This window comes from Oceanobacillus sp. AG (assembly GCF_009746545.1).
GTDB lineage: Bacteria > Bacillota > Bacilli > Bacillales > Amphibacillaceae > Oceanobacillus > Oceanobacillus indicireducens.
In genome coordinates, this window is record NZ_WOWT01000004.1 from 70,422 (window position 1) to 88,918 (window position 18,497).

Annotated in this window: 13 protein-coding genes and 1 CRISPR repeat array (1 of these 14 only partly in view); of the genes, 5 read left to right on the forward strand and 8 right to left on the reverse strand. The window is 37.6% G+C overall.

The genetic code is table 11. The features are described 5' to 3' along the window. Positions 1–189 precede the first annotated feature (189 nt). From GN217_RS03010 to cudC, 5 genes are all read right to left on the reverse strand, one after another. Entirely contained in the window at positions 190–2,253 is a 2,064-nt protein-coding gene (locus tag GN217_RS03010; protein ID WP_156855251.1) for a sigma 54-interacting transcriptional regulator, read from the reverse strand. A 176-nt stretch (positions 2,254–2,429) separates the two neighbouring features. Next, a complete protein-coding gene (locus tag GN217_RS03015; RefSeq protein ID WP_156855146.1) occupies positions 2,430–3,776 on the reverse strand; it encodes an APC family permease in 1,347 nt (448 codons plus the stop codon). Between the two features lie 74 nt (positions 3,777–3,850). Then, positions 3,851–5,488, reverse strand: a complete 1,638-nt coding sequence (locus tag GN217_RS03020; RefSeq protein WP_156855148.1) for an amidohydrolase — start codon at positions 5,486–5,488, stop codon at positions 3,851–3,853. Positions 5,489–6,368: 880 nt separating this feature from the next. Continuing rightward, positions 6,369–7,274, reverse strand: coding sequence for a glycine betaine ABC transporter substrate-binding protein (locus tag GN217_RS03025; RefSeq protein ID WP_156855150.1), 906 nt, complete (start codon positions 7,272–7,274; stop codon positions 6,369–6,371). 24 nt (positions 7,275–7,298) lie between these two features. Continuing rightward, positions 7,299–7,856, reverse strand: coding sequence for a choline uptake/conversion transcriptional regulator CudC (gene cudC, locus GN217_RS03030; protein WP_156855152.1), 558 nt, complete (start codon positions 7,854–7,856; stop codon positions 7,299–7,301). A 290-nt stretch (positions 7,857–8,146) separates the two neighbouring features. Here cudC and betB point away from each other — a divergent pair, with 290 nt between their 5' ends. From betB to GN217_RS03045, 3 genes are read left to right on the forward strand one after another with little or no spacing between them, the layout of a single operon-like run. Then, the gene (gene betB, locus GN217_RS03035) at positions 8,147–9,616 is read left to right on the forward strand and encodes a betaine-aldehyde dehydrogenase (protein ID WP_156855154.1); all 1,470 of its coding nucleotides are present in this window, start codon (positions 8,147–8,149) and stop codon (positions 9,614–9,616) included. 20 nt (positions 9,617–9,636) lie between these two features. Further along, a complete protein-coding gene (locus GN217_RS03040) occupies positions 9,637–9,774 on the forward strand; it encodes a hypothetical protein (RefSeq protein WP_156855156.1) in 138 nt (45 codons plus the stop codon). A gap of 49 nt (positions 9,775–9,823) precedes the next feature. Further along, on the forward strand, positions 9,824–11,032 hold the full coding sequence (locus GN217_RS03045) for a choline dehydrogenase (RefSeq protein WP_156855158.1): 1,209 nt from the start codon (positions 9,824–9,826) through the stop codon (positions 11,030–11,032). A gap of 245 nt (positions 11,033–11,277) precedes the next feature. Here the strand turns inward: GN217_RS03045 and GN217_RS03050 are convergent, their stop codons facing one another. The 3 genes from GN217_RS03050 to GN217_RS03060 form a co-directional block, all read right to left on the reverse strand. Beyond that, positions 11,278–11,676, reverse strand: coding sequence for a hypothetical protein (locus tag GN217_RS03050; RefSeq protein WP_156855160.1), 399 nt, complete (start codon positions 11,674–11,676; stop codon positions 11,278–11,280). A gap of 147 nt (positions 11,677–11,823) precedes the next feature. Continuing rightward, positions 11,824–12,204 (reverse strand): penicillinase repressor BlaI, encoded by a 381-nt coding sequence (gene blaI / locus GN217_RS03055; protein WP_156855162.1) that lies wholly within the window; start codon positions 12,202–12,204, stop codon positions 11,824–11,826. A 54-nt stretch (positions 12,205–12,258) separates the two neighbouring features. Next, a complete protein-coding gene (locus GN217_RS03060; protein ID WP_198042573.1) occupies positions 12,259–14,049 on the reverse strand; it encodes a BlaR1 family beta-lactam sensor/signal transducer in 1,791 nt (596 codons plus the stop codon). Between the two features lie 395 nt (positions 14,050–14,444). On the opposite strand from GN217_RS03060, the gene bla reads away from it, so the two are divergent. Beyond that, positions 14,445–15,314, forward strand: coding sequence for a class A beta-lactamase (gene bla / locus GN217_RS03065; protein ID WP_156855252.1), 870 nt, complete (start codon positions 14,445–14,447; stop codon positions 15,312–15,314). Between the two features lie 542 nt (positions 15,315–15,856). Further along, positions 15,857–17,935 carry a methyl-accepting chemotaxis protein gene (locus tag GN217_RS03070; RefSeq protein ID WP_198042574.1) on the forward strand — a complete coding sequence of 693 codons (2,079 nt, stop codon included), beginning with the start codon at positions 15,857–15,859 and terminating at the stop codon, positions 17,933–17,935. A 6-nt stretch (positions 17,936–17,941) separates the two neighbouring features. Beyond that, positions 17,942–18,497: direct repeats of the CRISPR family, unit length 33 nt; unit sequence ATTTCAATCCACGCTCCCCATACAGGGAGCGAC; it runs 1,828 nt beyond the window's last position.

The window sequence follows — 18,497 nt, forward strand, 5'->3', positions numbered from 1 at the left end:
GCAAAAATCATGCCAACTTTTATTTTCATTGTAAAAAATCGCGTAATATATGGTGATCTGGCATTTACATTAATAAACTTTTAATCTATTAAGATTTTTACATCGATTTATTTATGCATTAACGGATAACATTATGCAATAATGCATAAAAACCAACTTTTTTATGAAAGTTGGTTTTTACTTATGCCGTTAATTTTCCCTTTGTAAAATTTGCTGGTATTTTCGACTAACTGCAGATTGGCTGATCCCAAGCGCTTCAGCAGCCTTTATTGTCGTTTTATGTTTTTTCATTGCTAATATAATTAACTGCTCCTCTATTTCTTCCTTTGCTTGTTTCAGGGGAACAATCCCATTAATTAAAGGGAACGGCTTATGAACTGTTTCATGTGACAAAAAGTGTTCTACTAATTCAGCCGTTATTACTTCCTCATCAGCGGTTACAAATAGTCGTTCAATTAAGTTTTGTAGTTCGCGGATGTTGCCAGGCCATGAATAGCTTTCTAATAAATTTAATGCTTCTGGTGAAAGGTAGCAATTTTTATCATATCTGTGGTTTAACTTTTCAAGGGTATGATAAGCTAATAACGGAATATCTTCCGGTCTCTCTCCAAGGGGCGGAACATGGATTGGAATAACATTAATCCGGTAATATAAATCCTCTCGGAAACTTCCATCTTCCACCAGCTTTTTTAAGTCTTTATTCGTCGCGGCAACAATCTGGACATCAATAGGAATTGGCGTAACACTCCCGATAGGAACAACTTCGTCCTCTTGTAATACCCTCAACAATTTCACTTGTAATGACATTGGCATGTCGCCAATCTCGTCAAGAAACAACACCCCGCCGTTTGCCTGTTCAAAATAACCTTTTTTCCCTTGAGAATCAGCCCCGGTAAACGAGCCTTTCGTATATCCAAAGAGTTCACTTTCCAGTAAATTCTCTGGGATAGAGCCGCAATTTATTGTTAGAAATGGCTTATCTGATCGGTTACTCTTCGTGTGTATTGCACGTGCGATTAATTCTTTCCCTACTCCCGATTCACCTTGGATTAATACAGTAGAAGAAAAGTTTGCTATCTTCTCAATTTGATTAACAACTTTTTGCATCTTTAAGCTGCCATAAATAATATCTTTTGAGGGATCCTCCTTGTTTTTTAGGCGATTCAGTTCTTGCTCATACTTTTTCGTCATTTCCTTCGTTTGTTTTAGTTCGGATCTTAGTTTCGTATTTTCTGTAATATCTCTCGAAGCCACAACTATTCTTTGTAAATCCCCTGCACTATTAAAAATAGGATTCCCTACAGCTAATATCTTTTTTCCGTTTATTGTTTCTTGAACGACGGAAACCTTTTCTTTCTTCTCTAAGACCAACCTTATTACAGAAGGAGAAAAAACACCTTCATTCTCTAACTCCAAAATATTTTCACCAATCAGCTCTTTAAGGGGCCTCGGCCAAAAATCTTTGATGTAATTCTCGCTATGTCGTATAAGTGTTCCTTTGTTATCAATAACTAAAAGTTCATCATAGATGGTAGACAGAATGGCATTCATATCTCTGTTTAAATCTTTGACTGCTTCCATTTCCAGTGCCATTTCCCCCACTTTTGGAAGATCCTGCACAATAATGATAGCGCCTTCAACATTTCCCTCTGCCGTCTCAATTGGACTATAATCAACCAATACGCCCATTTCATTTATAAAATGAATTTCATTTAACAGAATTGCCCCTGTCGAGAACACATTATTCAACTTTTCCTGATTGAAAATCTGACCTGCATCGCTTCCCATTACTTCACTGCTTGCGGATTGGATCATATTTAGACCAGTTTCATTGCAATTAATAATTTTTTGATTGTGGTCAACTACAAAAACACCCATCGGTATTGAACCCAAGAGTAGCTTAAGTATATTAATATTTTTCTCTTTACGAAACAAACCAATCAGCATGTCTTCTCGGGTAATATATCCCATTAATTCATCTTCATTATTCTTAACTAAAACAATCGGGTTTCCAAGCACTTTGAATACAAACGACATGGTAATTTCCTTACCCGGCTTGAATATCTCTATATTTTCTATAGATATTGCATTGGAACGTATTTGTTCTACACGTATATCTTTGTTCTTCTTTCCTGATGTTTTCAAATCTCTTAAATCCACGTATGCACTTAATTCGTTATTCTTCGTTAAAAATACATAAGGATCCATGCGATTTGCTATTTGCTCTGAAAAACATACTTGATCAATGTCCATTGAAACTGCAAATATAGGTTTTAATTTACTAGAAATTGTCTGATTCAATATAAGCACCCCTTTTACAGATCAATTCACATTGTATCACGGTATTCGAAATAATCATAATACTATTTCTGTTTTATTCAACGTAGCAAAATCGTGTCAGTATTCATTATCGCGCGGATATTATTATTTTACACAGCCTTATCTTTATCCATTTCCATCTCCGGAAGCTTCTGTCTAAATCCTTTTGTTAAAAATATCAAATATAACACACCAAGCCCGAACCAAATACTTCCCAATATTTTAGAATAACTATCTAAGTTGAATAGGAGTACAACATTTAACAAACATCCTACTGAAGGAATAATAAAATACTTAATAATCCCGCGAAGAGAGCGCTTTCTTTCTTTACCAAAGTATAAAACAATAACCGAAATATTTACAAAAGCAAAAGCAATTAATGCTCCAAAATTAATAAAGGAAGCAACCAAGGTTAGACTTAAGAATAATGCTGATAAAGATAATAAACTAATCAGCAAAATATTATTGACTGGAACTTTTGTTTTCTTACTCAGTTTCCCAAAGAAACTTTTCGGAAGTTGCCCGTCCCTCCCCATGGCATATAAAACACGAGAAGCACTTGCTTGTGCTGCAGAGGCAGAACCAAATACAACAATTGCAGTTACAGCTAAAAATGCTGATTCTAAAGCGCTTCCTCCGACACGCGCCATTATTTCATAAGATGCAGCATCAGCATCTTTAAAACTATTATAGTCGGGCCAAACATTATGAGCGAGATAGGAGACAATAATAAATATTATCCCTCCGATAATAGTTACGATGAGAATGGCACGCGGTATATTTTTCTTTGGATTTTTCACTTCTTCTGAAAAAGTTGAAACGGCATCAAATCCAAGAAAGGAGAAACAAAGCAGCGCGGCTCCTGCGATAACATATTTAAAGGATTCATTAGAGTTAAAGAAGGGTTCTATATTTAGAAGCATTCCTGTTCCCGTACCTTGAACGATTGCCTTAATAGACAAAATGCTAAATATAAGCAAAAATAACAAAGATAAACTCAAAACTAGCATATTTGCTCTTGCCCCAACTTTTACACCTTTCACATTCACATACGTTACGACGACGATTAACACGAGTATCCAAAGCTGCATAGGTATCTCAGGAAAAGCCGCCGAAAAGAATATCCCGAACAATAAAAAATTAACCATCGGTATAAACAAATAATCCATCAGAATTGCCCAACCAATTAAAAAACCTGCGTAAGGACTGATAGCTTTTCGAGTGTACGTATATGCAGAACCCGAAACAGGATACGCCTTTGCCATTTGCCCGTAGCTATAAGCAGTAAATAGCATGACAATCAAAGCTAAAACATATGATCCTGCCACCATTCCCTGGGATATTTGAGATGCTACACCATACGTGCTAAACACTGTAATTAAAGCCATAAATGCAAATCCATAAGCTATAATGGAGGTCAAAGTGAGAGATCTTGATAATTGGACATCTTCATTCATGATAATTTCCCCCTGTAAGCTATTTTTCTTAAAACCTGGATACATTTTAAGTCACTAATCTTCTGCAGATGTGTTTACCCGGTCGTAATACTACGATCTACTTCATTTGCCATAAAAATAATATCGCCGTCAACCATTGTTAATATCACTTTTGTATTAGGAATGTTTTCTGGATTAGCTTGAAAGATGTTTTTATCAAGTACGATAATGTCGGCTAACTTTCCTTTTTCTAATGTTCCTAATTCATCTTCTCTAAAAACACTATAGGCTGACCCGCTCGTATAAGCTTTTAATGCTTCAGAGAGGGATATTTTTTCTTCAGGATTCCACACATATTCTCCCGTGTAATCCTTCCTAGTTACCGCATAATAAATCTCTAACATTGGATCTAATATAGTAACTGGAAAGTCTGTACCAAAGGATAACTTAATTTCTTCTCCTTGCAATGACTTACATGGGTAAATATATGGATGCTTCTCTTTACCAACTCTATCCGTATGGCTCTCGATCGGCATAAGTGCTAAGTGGGAAGGCTGAATGGAAGGAACAACCCCTAATCTTTTAAGCCTTGCTATGTCTTTTGGATCAATAACTTCAATATGTTCTAAAGCATGACGAGAATCACGGTCTCCATTGATCCTTTTTGCTTCCTCAAAAATGTCTAAGCTAAAGTTAATCGCCCCGTCTCCTATCGCATGAAAACGGATTTGAAAACCTTCTTTATCTGCTTCTAAAGTATACTTTTTTATCACATCTTTAGGTAAAGCGGTACTTCCTTTTGTATCATTTTTATCTGTATAAGGATCGAGCATATAAGCAGTATGACTTGTCACGACACCATCTATAAACTGTTTTAAGCCTGTATGTTTTAGCTTTCCTGTATTGAACTTCTTTCTTAATCTCTTAGCTTCTTCTAAATTATCATCCAACACGGAATAAAGGTGTATTCGTGTAGATAATCTATTCCTTTCATCGAACTTCTTAAATAAGTTGAATAGCGTCTCACCATGCATTTGTTCAAAACTATTGATATATAAATCATTCACTGAGGTAATTCCTAATTTAGCTGCATCTTTTAAAAACAATTCCAGCAATTCTTCTTGTTCTTTCTCAGACATCGTTAATGCAGTATCCGCCACTAAAGAAGTTGCAGTTTCTATCAGTATCCCAGTGGGGTCACCTTTTTCATTTTTCTGTATCTCTCCGTTAGGCGGATTTTTTGTTCGACTTGTTATCCCAGTAATTTCCAACGCCTTACTGTTAACCCATGTATAGTGAAACTCCGCATGAAATAAGAATACAGGACGCTCACCGATTACCCGATCAAGCATCGAGCGATCCGGAAATTCCTCTCCCCAACTTAGATGATCCCAGCCAAAGCCAATAATCCAATCTTTCTCTTCGTTTTCATTTGCAAATAGCATGATCTTTTCTAGTGCCTCTCTAGATGAGGAGGTGCTTGATAAATCAACACTGCCATGCGTTAATAAAGCTCCTAGCATAAGATGAATGTGTGAATCGTGAAAACCAGACATAATTGTCTGATCTCCAAAATCATATTCCTTTGTGTTCGGTCCTATAAAAGATTGAATTTCTTCTAACGATCCAGTTGCAATAATTTTATTGTCCTTAATTGCAATTGCACCTGGTTTGGCAACATCATCTAATCCGGTAAAAACAGACTGACTCGATAATACTTTATCAGCAAACAAAATAAATCATCTCCTATTCATAATTTATTTAATATTTGTTATTCACCTTGCAATTTTTATGCCAACATAAGACGTAATAAAAAAACGCTAGAAAATGCGCTGGCATCTGCTATTTCCGGAAAAGAACATCCATCGTAAATAAAGTTGTTATGCAATACCGCATAATTTTATATTATTATTCATAAAACTATTTAACTTTTTAGGTTATGAGCGCATAACCGTGGAGTCTGTATGTAAGGTTTCAACTTTCGCAGCTAAAACAGTAAACTACCCTCTGGTATGGACATGATCCCAAAACTTCAATTGAGTGATTAGAGGCTTCTAATGTCTCGTTTGAAGGTGATTTCAGACCATTCGAGTGAATAGCGGGACTCTAATTGATCGAATGAACTAGATTCCAGTCCGTTCGAGTGAATAGCGGGGCTCTAATTAATCAAATGAAGCAGATTCCAGATCATTCGAGTGAATAGGAGGGCTCTAATTGATCGAATGAAGCAGACTCCAGATCATTCGAGTGAATAGGAGGGCTCTAATCAATCGAATGAAGCAGATTCCAGTCCGTTCGGATAAATAGAGGAGTCTCATTCCCGTTTGAACAAGATTCTAGTTCACTCGGGCTGAAAAATCTTATCAACATCTGAAAACACTTACCTTGCTTGAATTCGCTACTGAAGCTGTCCGTTTATTATATTGAGCTAGTCAACTGTACTATGTAAAGTCTTCTCGGCACAGTGATGTAGAGCAATTTTATCACGCATTAACGGTCTGTAATCCCCCCACTGAATGAAGTTTCACTTTATAATCTCCCAGAGGATAAAAAAAAGAACGAACCCACTCTCCATCAACATAGGAGAGTAGATTACGTTCCCGTTATTTCTACTTATTCACTTAACCATTCGTTAATCAAATCTCGATTGTCTTCTACCCATTTTTCTGCACCAACAATCGGTTCTTCTCCAGCCTCTTCCGCTTCAGCTACATAGCTCATTAATTCCCCAATGGAATCATCATCCATTTTCCAGTTCTTTAACCATTGATTAACTTCTGGGAAATCGTCAGCGAAACCTAACCTTTTTGCGTGATGAATTTTTTCCGTTTCCCCGAACATGTTTTTAGGATCGTCTAGATATTTTAAGTCCATTTCCGAAAACACACGATGTGGGTTCCATAATGGCGCGACAATTGGGGCCTCTTCACGAATTGCTTCCTCAATTGCTGTAAGCATCGCTGGTTCGGAACTTGGTACAAGCTCAAAGTCCAACTCGTATTCTGCAATCATTTCCTCGGTAGTATCCATTGTTCCGGCACCAGGATCAAATCCAGTAATCTGATTCTCAAACAGTTCTTTGTTCTCATTTAAATCTTCAATACTATTGATATCTTCCATATATGCTGGTACAACTAATCCAACCTTAGCATTGTCATACCAAACCTCTTCTGAAAAATCGATTTGCTCTTGATATTGCTCGAGATAGTTCTTATCTTGAACCGGCAGCCAAAATTCCAAGTTGACATCCAATTCATCATTTGCGAGTGCTGCCATTTGTGTCCCCATATCTAATAAGTGAAACTCAACATCATATCCTTCTTCCTCAAGAATGACTTTCCACATATTTGTGACAGCAATGTTTTCTGCCCAACTAATTTGTCCAATATCGATCGTCTCATCCGCACTTTCTGCAGCGCTTTCTGACGATGCACCTTCTGCATCTCCATTGCCGCATGCCGCAAGAACACCTATCATCAAAAAAGTAAAGACAAATAATATTCCCCTTCTCAAACTCATGAATTAGATTGCCTCCCGTAAAATTTAAGTTTCTTCATTTTCCTTTGGTAAAAATTCAAATATTTCTCCCGAACGAATACTTGCTACTAATTTTCTTAACCAATGATAATATACTTTCGATTCATTCAACATGTCGTAATGCTCTTTCGCTTCTTCTTTTATTTCATCTGCTATTGACTCATCATTAATAATTTCTGCTAATTCCTTCTCAGCAAGTTGAACTGCATCCAAGTTCATACTTACTTCTCGCTCCCATTGTTGACAGTAGAAGGACATAAAGGTATTAAAGAAATTTTTTTCCGCTGTATAAGTATGTTTTCTTGAGCCCCTCGTATAAACACGCTTTACATAACCGATGTTCTGCAATTTACGCACACTTGTGCTCATACTTGCTTTAGTCATCCCGATTTCTTCAAGCATCTCATCCAAATTCATTTTATCTTCAAAATACATCGTGGCGTACAACCTACCGGCGGCTGGCGTCACTCCGTATAAATCCATCGTTTCTGCGATAGCACCAATGACTTGATCCTTGGCAAAGTCCAATTTTTCTCTCGCTTCTTTATCATTTAAGCTTCCCAATGACTTACTCTCCTTGCCTATTGTTCATTTTGTTAAATTTTTTCTTAACAAACTTAATACTACTCTTTCTAAAATAAATGTCAAGTGGATGAAAACATGCCAAACCGCTTCGTTACCTATATATATTAATTTATAAAACTATTTTTTCCTAGCATACATGTGTTAAAAATTGACTAAATCTCTTTGACACACACTTTTTTATGTGTTAGATTAAATTTGTTCAAAACGTTAAATTTTTTCTTAACAAACTTAACAACAAAGCAACGTAACAAAATGAGGAGGTTTCGGTATTGGACATAAAAAAACAATACATAAATGGCCAGTGGGTTGAAGCAATCTCAGGAAATACAAGAGATATTATTAATCCGTATAACCAAGAGGTCATTGCGGTTGTTGCTGATGGAAACGCACAGGATTCCGAAAAAGCAATCGCTGCAGCAAGAGAAGCTTTCGATCAAGGCGATTGGCCGAATACGCCAGCTACAGAACGTGCCAAGATCGTTAAAAAAATCGCGGACCTGATTGACCGTGATCAAGAAGAACTTGCAAAACTTGAATCATTAGATACCGGAAAAACACTAGAAGAAAGCCGGTGGGATATGGAAGATATTGCCGGTGTCTTCCGTTACTATGCCGAGCTTGCCGATAAAGATGGAGGCGAAATAATAAACTCTCCCATCCCGAATTCGATCAGCAAAGTAGTGAAAGAACCTGTTGGTGTCTGTGGGCAAATTACTCCTTGGAATTACCCACTACTTCAAGCTTCTTGGAAACTAGCTCCAGCTCTCGTCACTGGAAACACACTCATCATCAAGCCGAGTGAAATTACGCCACTTACACATATTAAAATCTTTGAATTAATCGAAGAATCCGGTGTACCTAAAGGTGTTGCCAACCTTGTACTTGGCCCTGGAAACACAGTTGGCGCAGAGCTTTCGAGTCACAAAAATGTAGATTTAATTTCCTTTACCGGCGGAATCGAAACAGGAAAAACGATTATGCAGGCTGCAAGTCACAACATGAAAAAAATCGCACTCGAACTCGGTGGCAAGAACCCGAATGTTATTTTTGCCGATGCCGATTTAGAAGTAGCAATCGATCAAGCCTTAAACGCTGTATATTTTCATGCTGGACAAATCTGTTCAGCCGGAACGAGAATCATCGTCGAGGAAAGCATCCATGATACATTTGTCGACGCACTGACCCAGCGAGTGAAAAAGATTAAACTCGGTAATGGCTTTGATGAAACAACACAGATGGGACCACTTATTTCTGAAGAGCATTTAAAAAAGGTCGAAAGGTATGTTGAAAAAGGAATTAAAGAAGGAGCAACTGTCGCAGTCGGAGGCAAACGTCCAGATGATGCAGAACTCCAAAATGGTTTTTTCTATCTGCCTACCATTTTGACGAATTGCACGACCGACATGAGTGTTGTTCAAGACGAAGCTTTCGGTCCTGTAATTACAGTGGAGAAATTCAAAACCGAAGAAGAAGCGATCAAACTAGCAAATGATTCCATTTACGGACTATCCGGCGGTGTATGGACAAAAGATATCGTAAAAGCAGAACGCTGTGTTGCAAAAATGCGCATGGGTACCGTATGGATTAATGATTTTAATATCTACTTCCCACACGCTCCATGGGGAGGCTATAAGCAATCTGGAATTGGCCGCGAACTAGGAGGCATGGGACTGGAAGAATACCAAGAAACAAAACATATATTCCATAATTTGAAACCGGAAACAATGAACTGGTTTTAATATCAAAAGCGGAGGCGCCCTTGCAGGCTCAGTTCGCGATTCGTTTCGCGGGCGCCTGGGACAGCGCCGCATTGCTCGTCCCATCAAAAGATCTGCTAGTTGCTTGGCGCAGAGTGGACGCGGCTGATGCAGTAAATACAAATAATCTACAGCCATGAAATCTTATAAATGTCTAAACACTTAAAAGTACTTAGGAGGTATTTATTAATGAGTTTAAATATGAAAGTTGAACAAATGTATAATTTTCACCAATTCGAATTACCAACAGCGATTAAACACGGGATTGGATCTATCAAGCATATTGGAGAAGAAGTTAAAAACCTTGGCGTTACAAAAGCACTATTAGTTACCGACCCGGGAATCTATGAAGCTGGTGTAACAAAGCCAATTGAGAACTATTTAAAAGAAGCTGGAATCGAGATTTCTTTATTTAATAAAGTAGAACCAAACCCGCCGGTACGTCTTATTGCAGAAGGAAGCAAACAATACAAAGAAGATAACTGTGATGGGCTTGTTGCTGTAGGAGGAGGAAGCTCCATGGACACAGCAAAAGCAATTGGTGTTGAAATAGCTCATAATGCTTCCGTTTTAGAGTATGAAGCAGCGGAAGGCAAAAAGCCGCTTGAGAACCGAATTCCAGCACTAACAACAATCCCTACCACCGCTGGAACTGGTTCAGAAGTAACACAATGGGCAGTGATTACAGATGAGGAACGTGAATTCAAATTTAATACAGGCGGACCACTTATCGCTGCGCACTTAACGATTATTGATCCGGAATTACATGTTTCCATGCCTCCACACGTTACGGCAATGACAGGTATTGACGCACTTGCACATGCCATCGAATGCTACACGATGCATTATGCCCAACCGGTTACAGATGCAGTCGCACTACTTGCAATCGAATATGTTGGAAAATATATTCGTCGTGCTTACTCGGATGGCGGTGACATTGAAGCAAGATACGGGATGGCTCAAGCTGCCATGCTTGCAGGATTAGCTTACGGAAGTGAATCAGCAGGAGCAGCGCACGCGATGTCTCAAACACTCGGTGGTATTATCCCAGTTGCACATGGTCAGTGTGTTGCAACTATGATGGGCCCTGTAATGGAATATAACTGGAAAGGTCATCCAGCTAAATTTGCTAGAATTGCACAAGCCCTCGGCGTGAATACATTCAATATGACAACGGAAGAAGCGGCAAAAGCAGCGGTTAATGAAGTTTATAAACTTGCAGAAGAATTGGATATTCCAAATTTAGAAGAACAAGGTGTATCCCCTGATATGATTGATAGGCTTGCAAAAGAAGCGATGAAAGATCCACAAACAGTAGGTAACCCACGCGACTTGACGGAAGAAGATTATAAGTGGATTTACAAACGTTGCTTTAACTTGGTTCCTAAAACTCTCTAATTTTATTTCAGGCAGCAAAACAGCTCCGGTCATTATTATAATGAACGGAGCTATTTTTATTTAGACTGCGGGACAGGTTCGTTATCCGATTACGTCAACAGTACAGTCATAGAGGAGGGACTCTGAATATACCCTTAGTAAATGACCAGAACAAATTCGCTAATACAAAAGACAAGCACCTAACAATCACGCTGTATATAATAGAAATATAGAGTTCCTAAATTTGCATCATTTCATACGAAAAACTATCTCCGTTTTTTCTTTTTAAATGTCTTAAATAGGAAATAAACGAGTATTGCTATTACAGCATAAACCAGAAAGAACACTATAAATCCCCACAACCCCATCACTGCATCAGCAAATTCCATATTCCCCCTGTTCGTAATTGCTTGCTGCAGTTCGATAGCAAAGACAAGGACAACCATTACCGTAAACGTATAAACAAAGGAAAGAATAGTCGTACTCCATTTCATCTTTTCAATAATTTTAAAGAAGAAATGCACCATGAAGAATGTAACCATTCCAATAATACCAATTATCCAGAAATGAAGCTGTTTATCTGTCATATGTAAACCGAACATATCGGTCAATAGATCATGGATGTCATTCACTATTTCTGCCAATATAATAATTATTTCTTTCACTGGAAGCCTCCTAAAACTGCTTTGGATGAATAAAAGAATAGCTTTAGTTTACTATAAATCTATGATAATAAACATAGGGAAGGTTCTGTATTGTTTCAATGTTGCAAGGTAAAAGAACGGGTACCTGTGCCCTCCCACCTTAAAACATTACTTTTTCTGATTTTTATTTAGAATCGTACGTAACTCTTTAATATCCTCTTCAGACAAAGATTCCTCTTCCATAAACTGAACGAGCATGGATTTTACCGTTCCACCATAAATCCGTTTAATAAAGGATTTTGCCTCGGCACGCTGACATTCTTCCTGAGAGTATTTGGGATAGAAGGTATAGATCTTTTGATTTTTATTAATACCAACCACTTCTTTTTGTGCGAGGCGATCAAGAAGTGTGCGTACGGTTTTAGGCTTCCAGTCTGTTTTTTCCTGTAAAGAAGAAATTACTTCATTCGCTGTCTGCGGGGCTTTTTCCCAAAGAACGTTCATAACTTCCCATTCCGCTTCGGATATATTAGGTATATGTTTAGACACTGTTACCGACCTCCCGATTATATTTGCTGAAAAACATTTCACTTAGACACAATTTCATTCATCCTTAAAGATGCCTTTATCGTTTAAAATAGATAATGTAATATCTACAGCTTTACTTCCAGACACATCGGTATCATTCTGTATATTTGTTGCAAAGAAGTATATGTTTACTCCATTTTCTACGTAACCAATAAACCAGCCGTTAATATTTTCACCATTAACCATACCGGTACCGGTTTTCCCAGATAAATGGAAATCGTCTAATTCCTTAATTCGCAACGAATCTTTAACGGCTTGCACATTCTTCTCTTCAAAGCCAAATTCATTGAAATAAAATGCTTTTAACAATTGCACCTGTTCAACTGGAGATATTTTTAAGGATGACTCCATCCAATAACGCTCTTTTCCAGCAGAAACGTCGTAATTGCCATAATGAATTCCTTTTAAATTTTCTTGGATCTTATCAAGTGGCATTGATTTATCTAATTCCTGAAAATACCAGTTTACCGAATTCGCCATTGCTGTATATAAATTATGATCTCTATTCCAGGAATCAAAAGGATAATCCTCACCATCCCATTTGATAGTGGAGTTTTCACTTGTTATCGTATTTGCCTCCATACCAAATAATGCACTATAAATTTTGTAAGTTGAATTCGGTGAAACCCTTAATGTACTTTGATTTTTATTATAAATCCTATAACTATCAGCCTGTGCATCATATAATACAAAACTACCTTCATCATCCTTGAAATACGTACTAAGATCCTCGTAAGTCACGCGCTCATGATTAAATTTGTATTGATCATTGCCACTTGCCATAGCGGAAACAAATGGTAATTGACAAGATAAGATTATCCCAACCATGAGAAAAATGAGTATACTTTTTAGTTTCAGCAGCTTAGATTCTTGTGTGAAACCGGCAATATTGATGATACGTTTCTTAATATGCTTCTTTGAACCATTCAAGTGGTTTGCCAAAGCAAGGTTTTTTAATTTTGACGTTTTCTCAGCAAAATTTAAGATGGTATTTCCGTAATCGACAGCACAATCCCCACCCATTGAATTTAACACCGCAGTGTCACAAGCAATCTCGCGATCCAACCTCATTTCTCTAAAAGAAAACCAAACTAGTGGATGATACCAGTACAGAATTTGGAAAATAATAACAAAGTAATTGGTCAGGACATCTTTGTTTTTTAAATGATGTAATTCGTGCAGCAGAATATATTTGATCTCTTCCGTAGTAAGCCATTGATCTAAATTTGTTGGTAATACGATATAGGGCTTAAATAAACCAAAAGCCAGCGGAGACTTTATTACTGGCGACTCTCTTACGCTTACGTTAAAGGTAAAAGGCTTAGTTAGCTTTAATTGCTGCTTACATTGTTCAAATAGCAATAGCAATTCTTTATTTTGAATGAGTTGTGTTGTTTTTTTGATAGTTTTTAGCTTATACCAGGATTTTATGGTCAAGATGCCCATAAATAGCATTCCTGTCATCCACAAACTTACAAAGAAATTGATTAAGAAATCAGGGCTTGAACGATTGACGGATACTGAAAAATCCTTCATCCAATTTTCACGTTCTCCTTCCACTTCTCCTGAATCAATAGTGTAACGATTTTCGTTACTCTCAATGGAATCCAGAGCAATAAAATGACCATCAAAAGGAAGGAGCTCTTCCGGTAAAAATGGAATAGCCAACGCAAATAATAACAAAAACCATAGATTATAATGCCATTTTGCTGATAGCTGCTTCTGGAATATCTTTTTAATCAGCAAAATTACTATAATTGTAAAGGTAGGTAAGAGTAAACTGATTACAAAATTAGTAAAAAACATAGCTTTCGACCTCAATTCTGTCGGTTACCAGTAAATTTATCACGTATTAACGCTCTGTAATACCCCCACCTCTAAACAAGGGGGAAAACCAAAACCTGATTCTGTTCAACTAACATTCAGTTGGGGAGGTAAGGAAACCCCCACTGAATGAAGTTTCACTTTATCAAGTATGTGGGAAACATGTCTACTTACCATGTCTATCTCAATATTACAATTGTAATATAACATGCTAGCATGGTTTGTTCAATACAAAAAATATAAAAAAAGTAATTGACAATCATAGACTACAAACGTAATATTGTATTACACTTGTAGTCTACAAGTTAAATTTTTAGGGAGGGTTTATTTTGAAGAAGATATTCAATACTAGAAAGTTCATACTAGCAATTTGCTTTATGGCAGTCATTGGATTGATTGGATGTACAAAAGAAAAGGATTCGAGCGAGTCCGTATCTAACTCAAGTAACGAAGAATCCAATCAGACGATAGACAACCATTTCGCCCAATTAGAGAAAGAGTTTGATGCTAAACTTGGTGTTTATGCGATTGACACTGGTTCTGGAAAAATAATTGATTATCAAGCTGATGAACGATTCGCCTTTACCTCTACGGTAAAAGCATTAGCAGTTGGAGCGGTTCTACAACAGAACACAATGGAAGAATTAAACGAAACGGTTACTTATACGAAAGATGATTTGGTCACCTATTCCCCGATTACAGAGAAACATGTAGATTCTGGAATGACCTTATTGGAATTAAGCGAAGCAGCTATTCGTTACAGCGATAATACTGCGGGTAATTTATTATTTAATGAATTAGGTGGTCCGGATGGTTTGGAGAAAGCAATGAGGGATATAGGAGATACCGTTTTACATTCTAATCGGACAGAACCAAATTTAAATGAAGCTCAACCAGGAGACATTCGTGACACAAGCACTCCAAAGGCACTTGTTACAAGCTTGCAAGCTTTCGCGCTTGATGATCATTTACTATCTAAGCCCAAGCAAGATATGCTATTAGAGTGGCTTCAAACGAATACTACCGGGGACACATTAATCCGCGCCGGCGTACCTGAAGAATGGACAGTTGGCGATAAAAGCGGCGCAGGTGGTTACGGAACACGAAATGATATTGCGATTGTGTGGCCACCTGATCAAGAACCTATTGTCATTGCAATTCTTTCAAGCCGTGATACAGAAGACGCATCATATAATGATGATTTGATAAAACAAGCAACCGAAATAACAGTAGATGCGCTTAAATAGTCTTTTTATAAGTTATCGAAATAACTGAAAACTGATAACTAAAGAAATGCGGACCCCACTCTACTATACTAGTACTTAAAATAAACAAGTTCATTCAATCAAAGGAATGGACTTGTTTATTTTATGATTCTTCCGCAAGTTTTTCAACATATAAATTAAATTCCTTATCATAACTCTTACACTTTGTTCTTTAATACACTTCGATCTATTTCTTGGCTATTATACAATCCCAATTTGGTGTGTCTAATTTTAGTCTAACATCGCCTTTATCCCAATAATTCAACTATTAACTCTTTTAAGGGATCCCTTTACTAAATATACAAATGCCCGATATAGGTAGTATATACCAATCCTTTTAACTCTTAATCATTGTTTCTCTATCTTTATTTTTAAGTTAAAGCGCTGATCTGGTTGGTTGAAGTAAAAATAACAATTCGTAGTATTTTCTATTACATTTGTCGTAGAAATGCTTAAATTTATATCAACATAAGATAGAGATTAACCAAACTTAGATAATTCAAATGGAAGGGGAAATAGAAAAAATGAAAAATGATAAAACAGCTAATGGGAAGGTTAAGAGGGTTACAAATAAAGCCTCTAGGAGAAATGGTTTTTTCACGAAAAATTTACAACGTCAAATTATCATTCCCTTTTTAATTCTACTGATTTTAGCTGTAGGAGCGGTGGCTTTTGTAAGCTATCAATCTAGTGCAAGGAATACAACGGAGGAACTTACGAAAAACGTAGAAAACCAGATGACCGGGATGAATGATACGTTTGAAATCTTCTTTAAAAATATAATTAATACAATAGACCGCTTTACTTCCAGTGAACTTCTTTCCAACTATGACAATGATAATAAAGAGCAGATTTTGGAAGACTTAGCTGCAATGAAAGATTCGGATGATACCATTTTCGGTATTTATATTGGTATTGAGGAAACAGAAGAGTATATTGGTGTTGAGGAAACAGCAGAGATAATCGATCCTCATGATGACTCAGATTCAAGTTACAATCCTACCGAGCGACCATGGTATCAAGATGCTGTAGAGGCAGAAGGAGAAACAATCTGGACAGAACCTTATAAATCGGATGGCTCAGATTATACGGTAGTCACTGCAGCTCGTGCTTACTATGATACGAGCGGACTTGTTGGTGTGTTTGCCCTCGATGTATCTGTTGATACACTGTTAGAAATGGTTAACGACATAAAAATCGGTGATTCTGGCTATGCATTAGTGTTAGATCGTGCTGGCAAATACATCACACATCCAGATGAACAATATATTGGAGAAGATGGGTCCCAGAGTGAGTTCTATCAAGCAATCGAAAAAGTTGGGGACCAGGGGATTGTTGACTATCAATTCGAGGGGAAAGACAAGATCATGGCGTTCACAAAAAATCCAACTACAGGATGGATTCTTGGCGGTACGGTTAATGTAGAAGAGTTCCAAGAAAAGGCACGAACTATTTTAACCCCAATTGCCATCACCTTAAGTCTAGCACTGATTGTAGCAATCACCGTATCGTTTTTCACCACAAAAAGAATTACGACTCGAATTCAAATGGTCATGGATAGAATGAAGGAAATTGCAAATGGGGATTTAAGCAAAGAACCAATTGAAGTGAAATTAGAGGATGAAATTGGACAACTAAGTGTTGCGACAAATGAAATGAATAAAAATATGCGCAATCTACTACATCAGATTAACACCGTGTCTGAAACCGTAGCAAACCAAAGTGAAGAGCTAACCCAATCTTCAAATGAAGTAATGACTGGGACGGAACAAGTAGCATCAACCATGCAAGAAATCGCAGCAGGTTCCGAATCTCAAGCAAATAATGCAAGTGAGCTTTCTTCCAAGATGAATGTATTTACTACAAAAGTGCAAGAGACAAGTGAAAATAGTGAACACATCCAACAATCTTCAGATGAGGTTTTACAAATGACCGACGAAGGAGCCGAGTTAATGAAATCCTCTACTGAGCAAATGGCTGTTATTGACAAAATTGTCCATCATGCGGTTAGAAAAGTAGAGGGATTAGACACGCACGCGCAAGAGATTTCAGAGTTGGTTTCAGTTATTCAAGATATTGCTGATCAAACAAATTTACTAGCACTAAATGCAGCCATCGAAGCTGCCCGAGCCGGTGAACAAGGAAAAGGATTCGCTGTTGTTGCCGATGAAGTGAGAAAGCTTGCTGAACAATCTTCTGACTCTGTAACAAACATTACAGATATTGTAAATAGCATTCAAAATGAATCTAGTATGGTCGTCACCTCCTTGAAAGAAGGATATACAGACGTAGTACAAGGCACGGAGCAAATAAAAACAACAGGTGAAACATTCGAGAAGATTCGTGCAGCTGTTGCAGATATGGGAAATAAAATTAACGTTGCATCCGAAAACCTTATGGACATCGCAGCAAATAACCAAGCGATGAATACATCCATCCAAGAAATTGCAGCTATCTCAGAAGAATCAGCAGCAGGTGTGGAGCAAACTTCTGCATCAACCCAGCAAACAAGCTCTGCGATGGAAGAGGTTACCGCTAGTTCGGATGAGCTTGCAAAGTTAGCAGAAGAATTAAACCGGTTAGTAAATGAATTTAAATTATAGACATTTATTTCAATCCACGCTCCCCATACAGGGAGCGACTTTTTTAATGCAAAAATAAGCAATTAGCATAAGATTTCAATCCACGCTCCCCATACAGGGAGCGACTTGGCAAATGTTGGCGAGAAAAAATATATAGATATTTCAATCCACGCTCCCCATACAGGGAGCGACGTTCCTCTGCTTTCCTTTCGTGCTCACCATTTCTATTTCAATCCACGCTCCCCATACAGGGAGCGACGTATAAATCAATGCCGTAAGCCTGTTTAAACGATATTTCAATCCACGCTCCCCATACAGGGAGCGACGGTTTTCGGGGACTCCGGATTCTATTCCGGCTGGATTTCAATCCACGCTCCCCATACAGGGAGCGACTGGCAGATGAAATCATAAAAGCCGTGTTAGATGATTTCAATCCACGCTCCCCATACAGGGAGCGACATTGAACCAAAGCATATAGTTGGTTATGGTTCAGTATTTCAATCCACGCTCCCCATACAGGGAGCGACATCTCTCTATGTATAAATCATCTAGTTGTCTACGATTTCAATCCACGCTCCCCATA

What these genes read in the sequence shown, in the direction of transcription:
- bla (WP_156855252.1), top strand. Translation starts at nt 14,445, where the DNA reads ATGGCAGTCATTGGATTGATTGGATGTACAAAAGAAAAGGATTCGAGC.
- GN217_RS03015 (WP_156855146.1), bottom strand. Translation starts at nt 3,776, where the DNA reads ATGAATGAAGATGTCCAATTATCAAGATCTCTCACTTTGACCTCCATT.
- GN217_RS03010 (WP_156855251.1), bottom strand. Translation starts at nt 2,253, where the DNA reads ATGGACATTGATCAAGTATGTTTTTCAGAGCAAATAGCAAATCGCATG.
- GN217_RS03025 (WP_156855150.1), bottom strand. Translation starts at nt 7,274, where the DNA reads ATGAGTTTGAGAAGGGGAATATTATTTGTCTTTACTTTTTTGATGATA.
- GN217_RS03060 (WP_198042573.1), bottom strand. Translation starts at nt 14,049, where the DNA reads ATGTTTTTTACTAATTTTGTAATCAGTTTACTCTTACCTACCTTTACA.
- GN217_RS03045 (WP_156855158.1), top strand. Translation starts at nt 9,824, where the DNA reads ATGAGTTTAAATATGAAAGTTGAACAAATGTATAATTTTCACCAATTC.
- GN217_RS03070 (WP_198042574.1), top strand. Translation starts at nt 15,857, where the DNA reads ATGAAAAATGATAAAACAGCTAATGGGAAGGTTAAGAGGGTTACAAAT.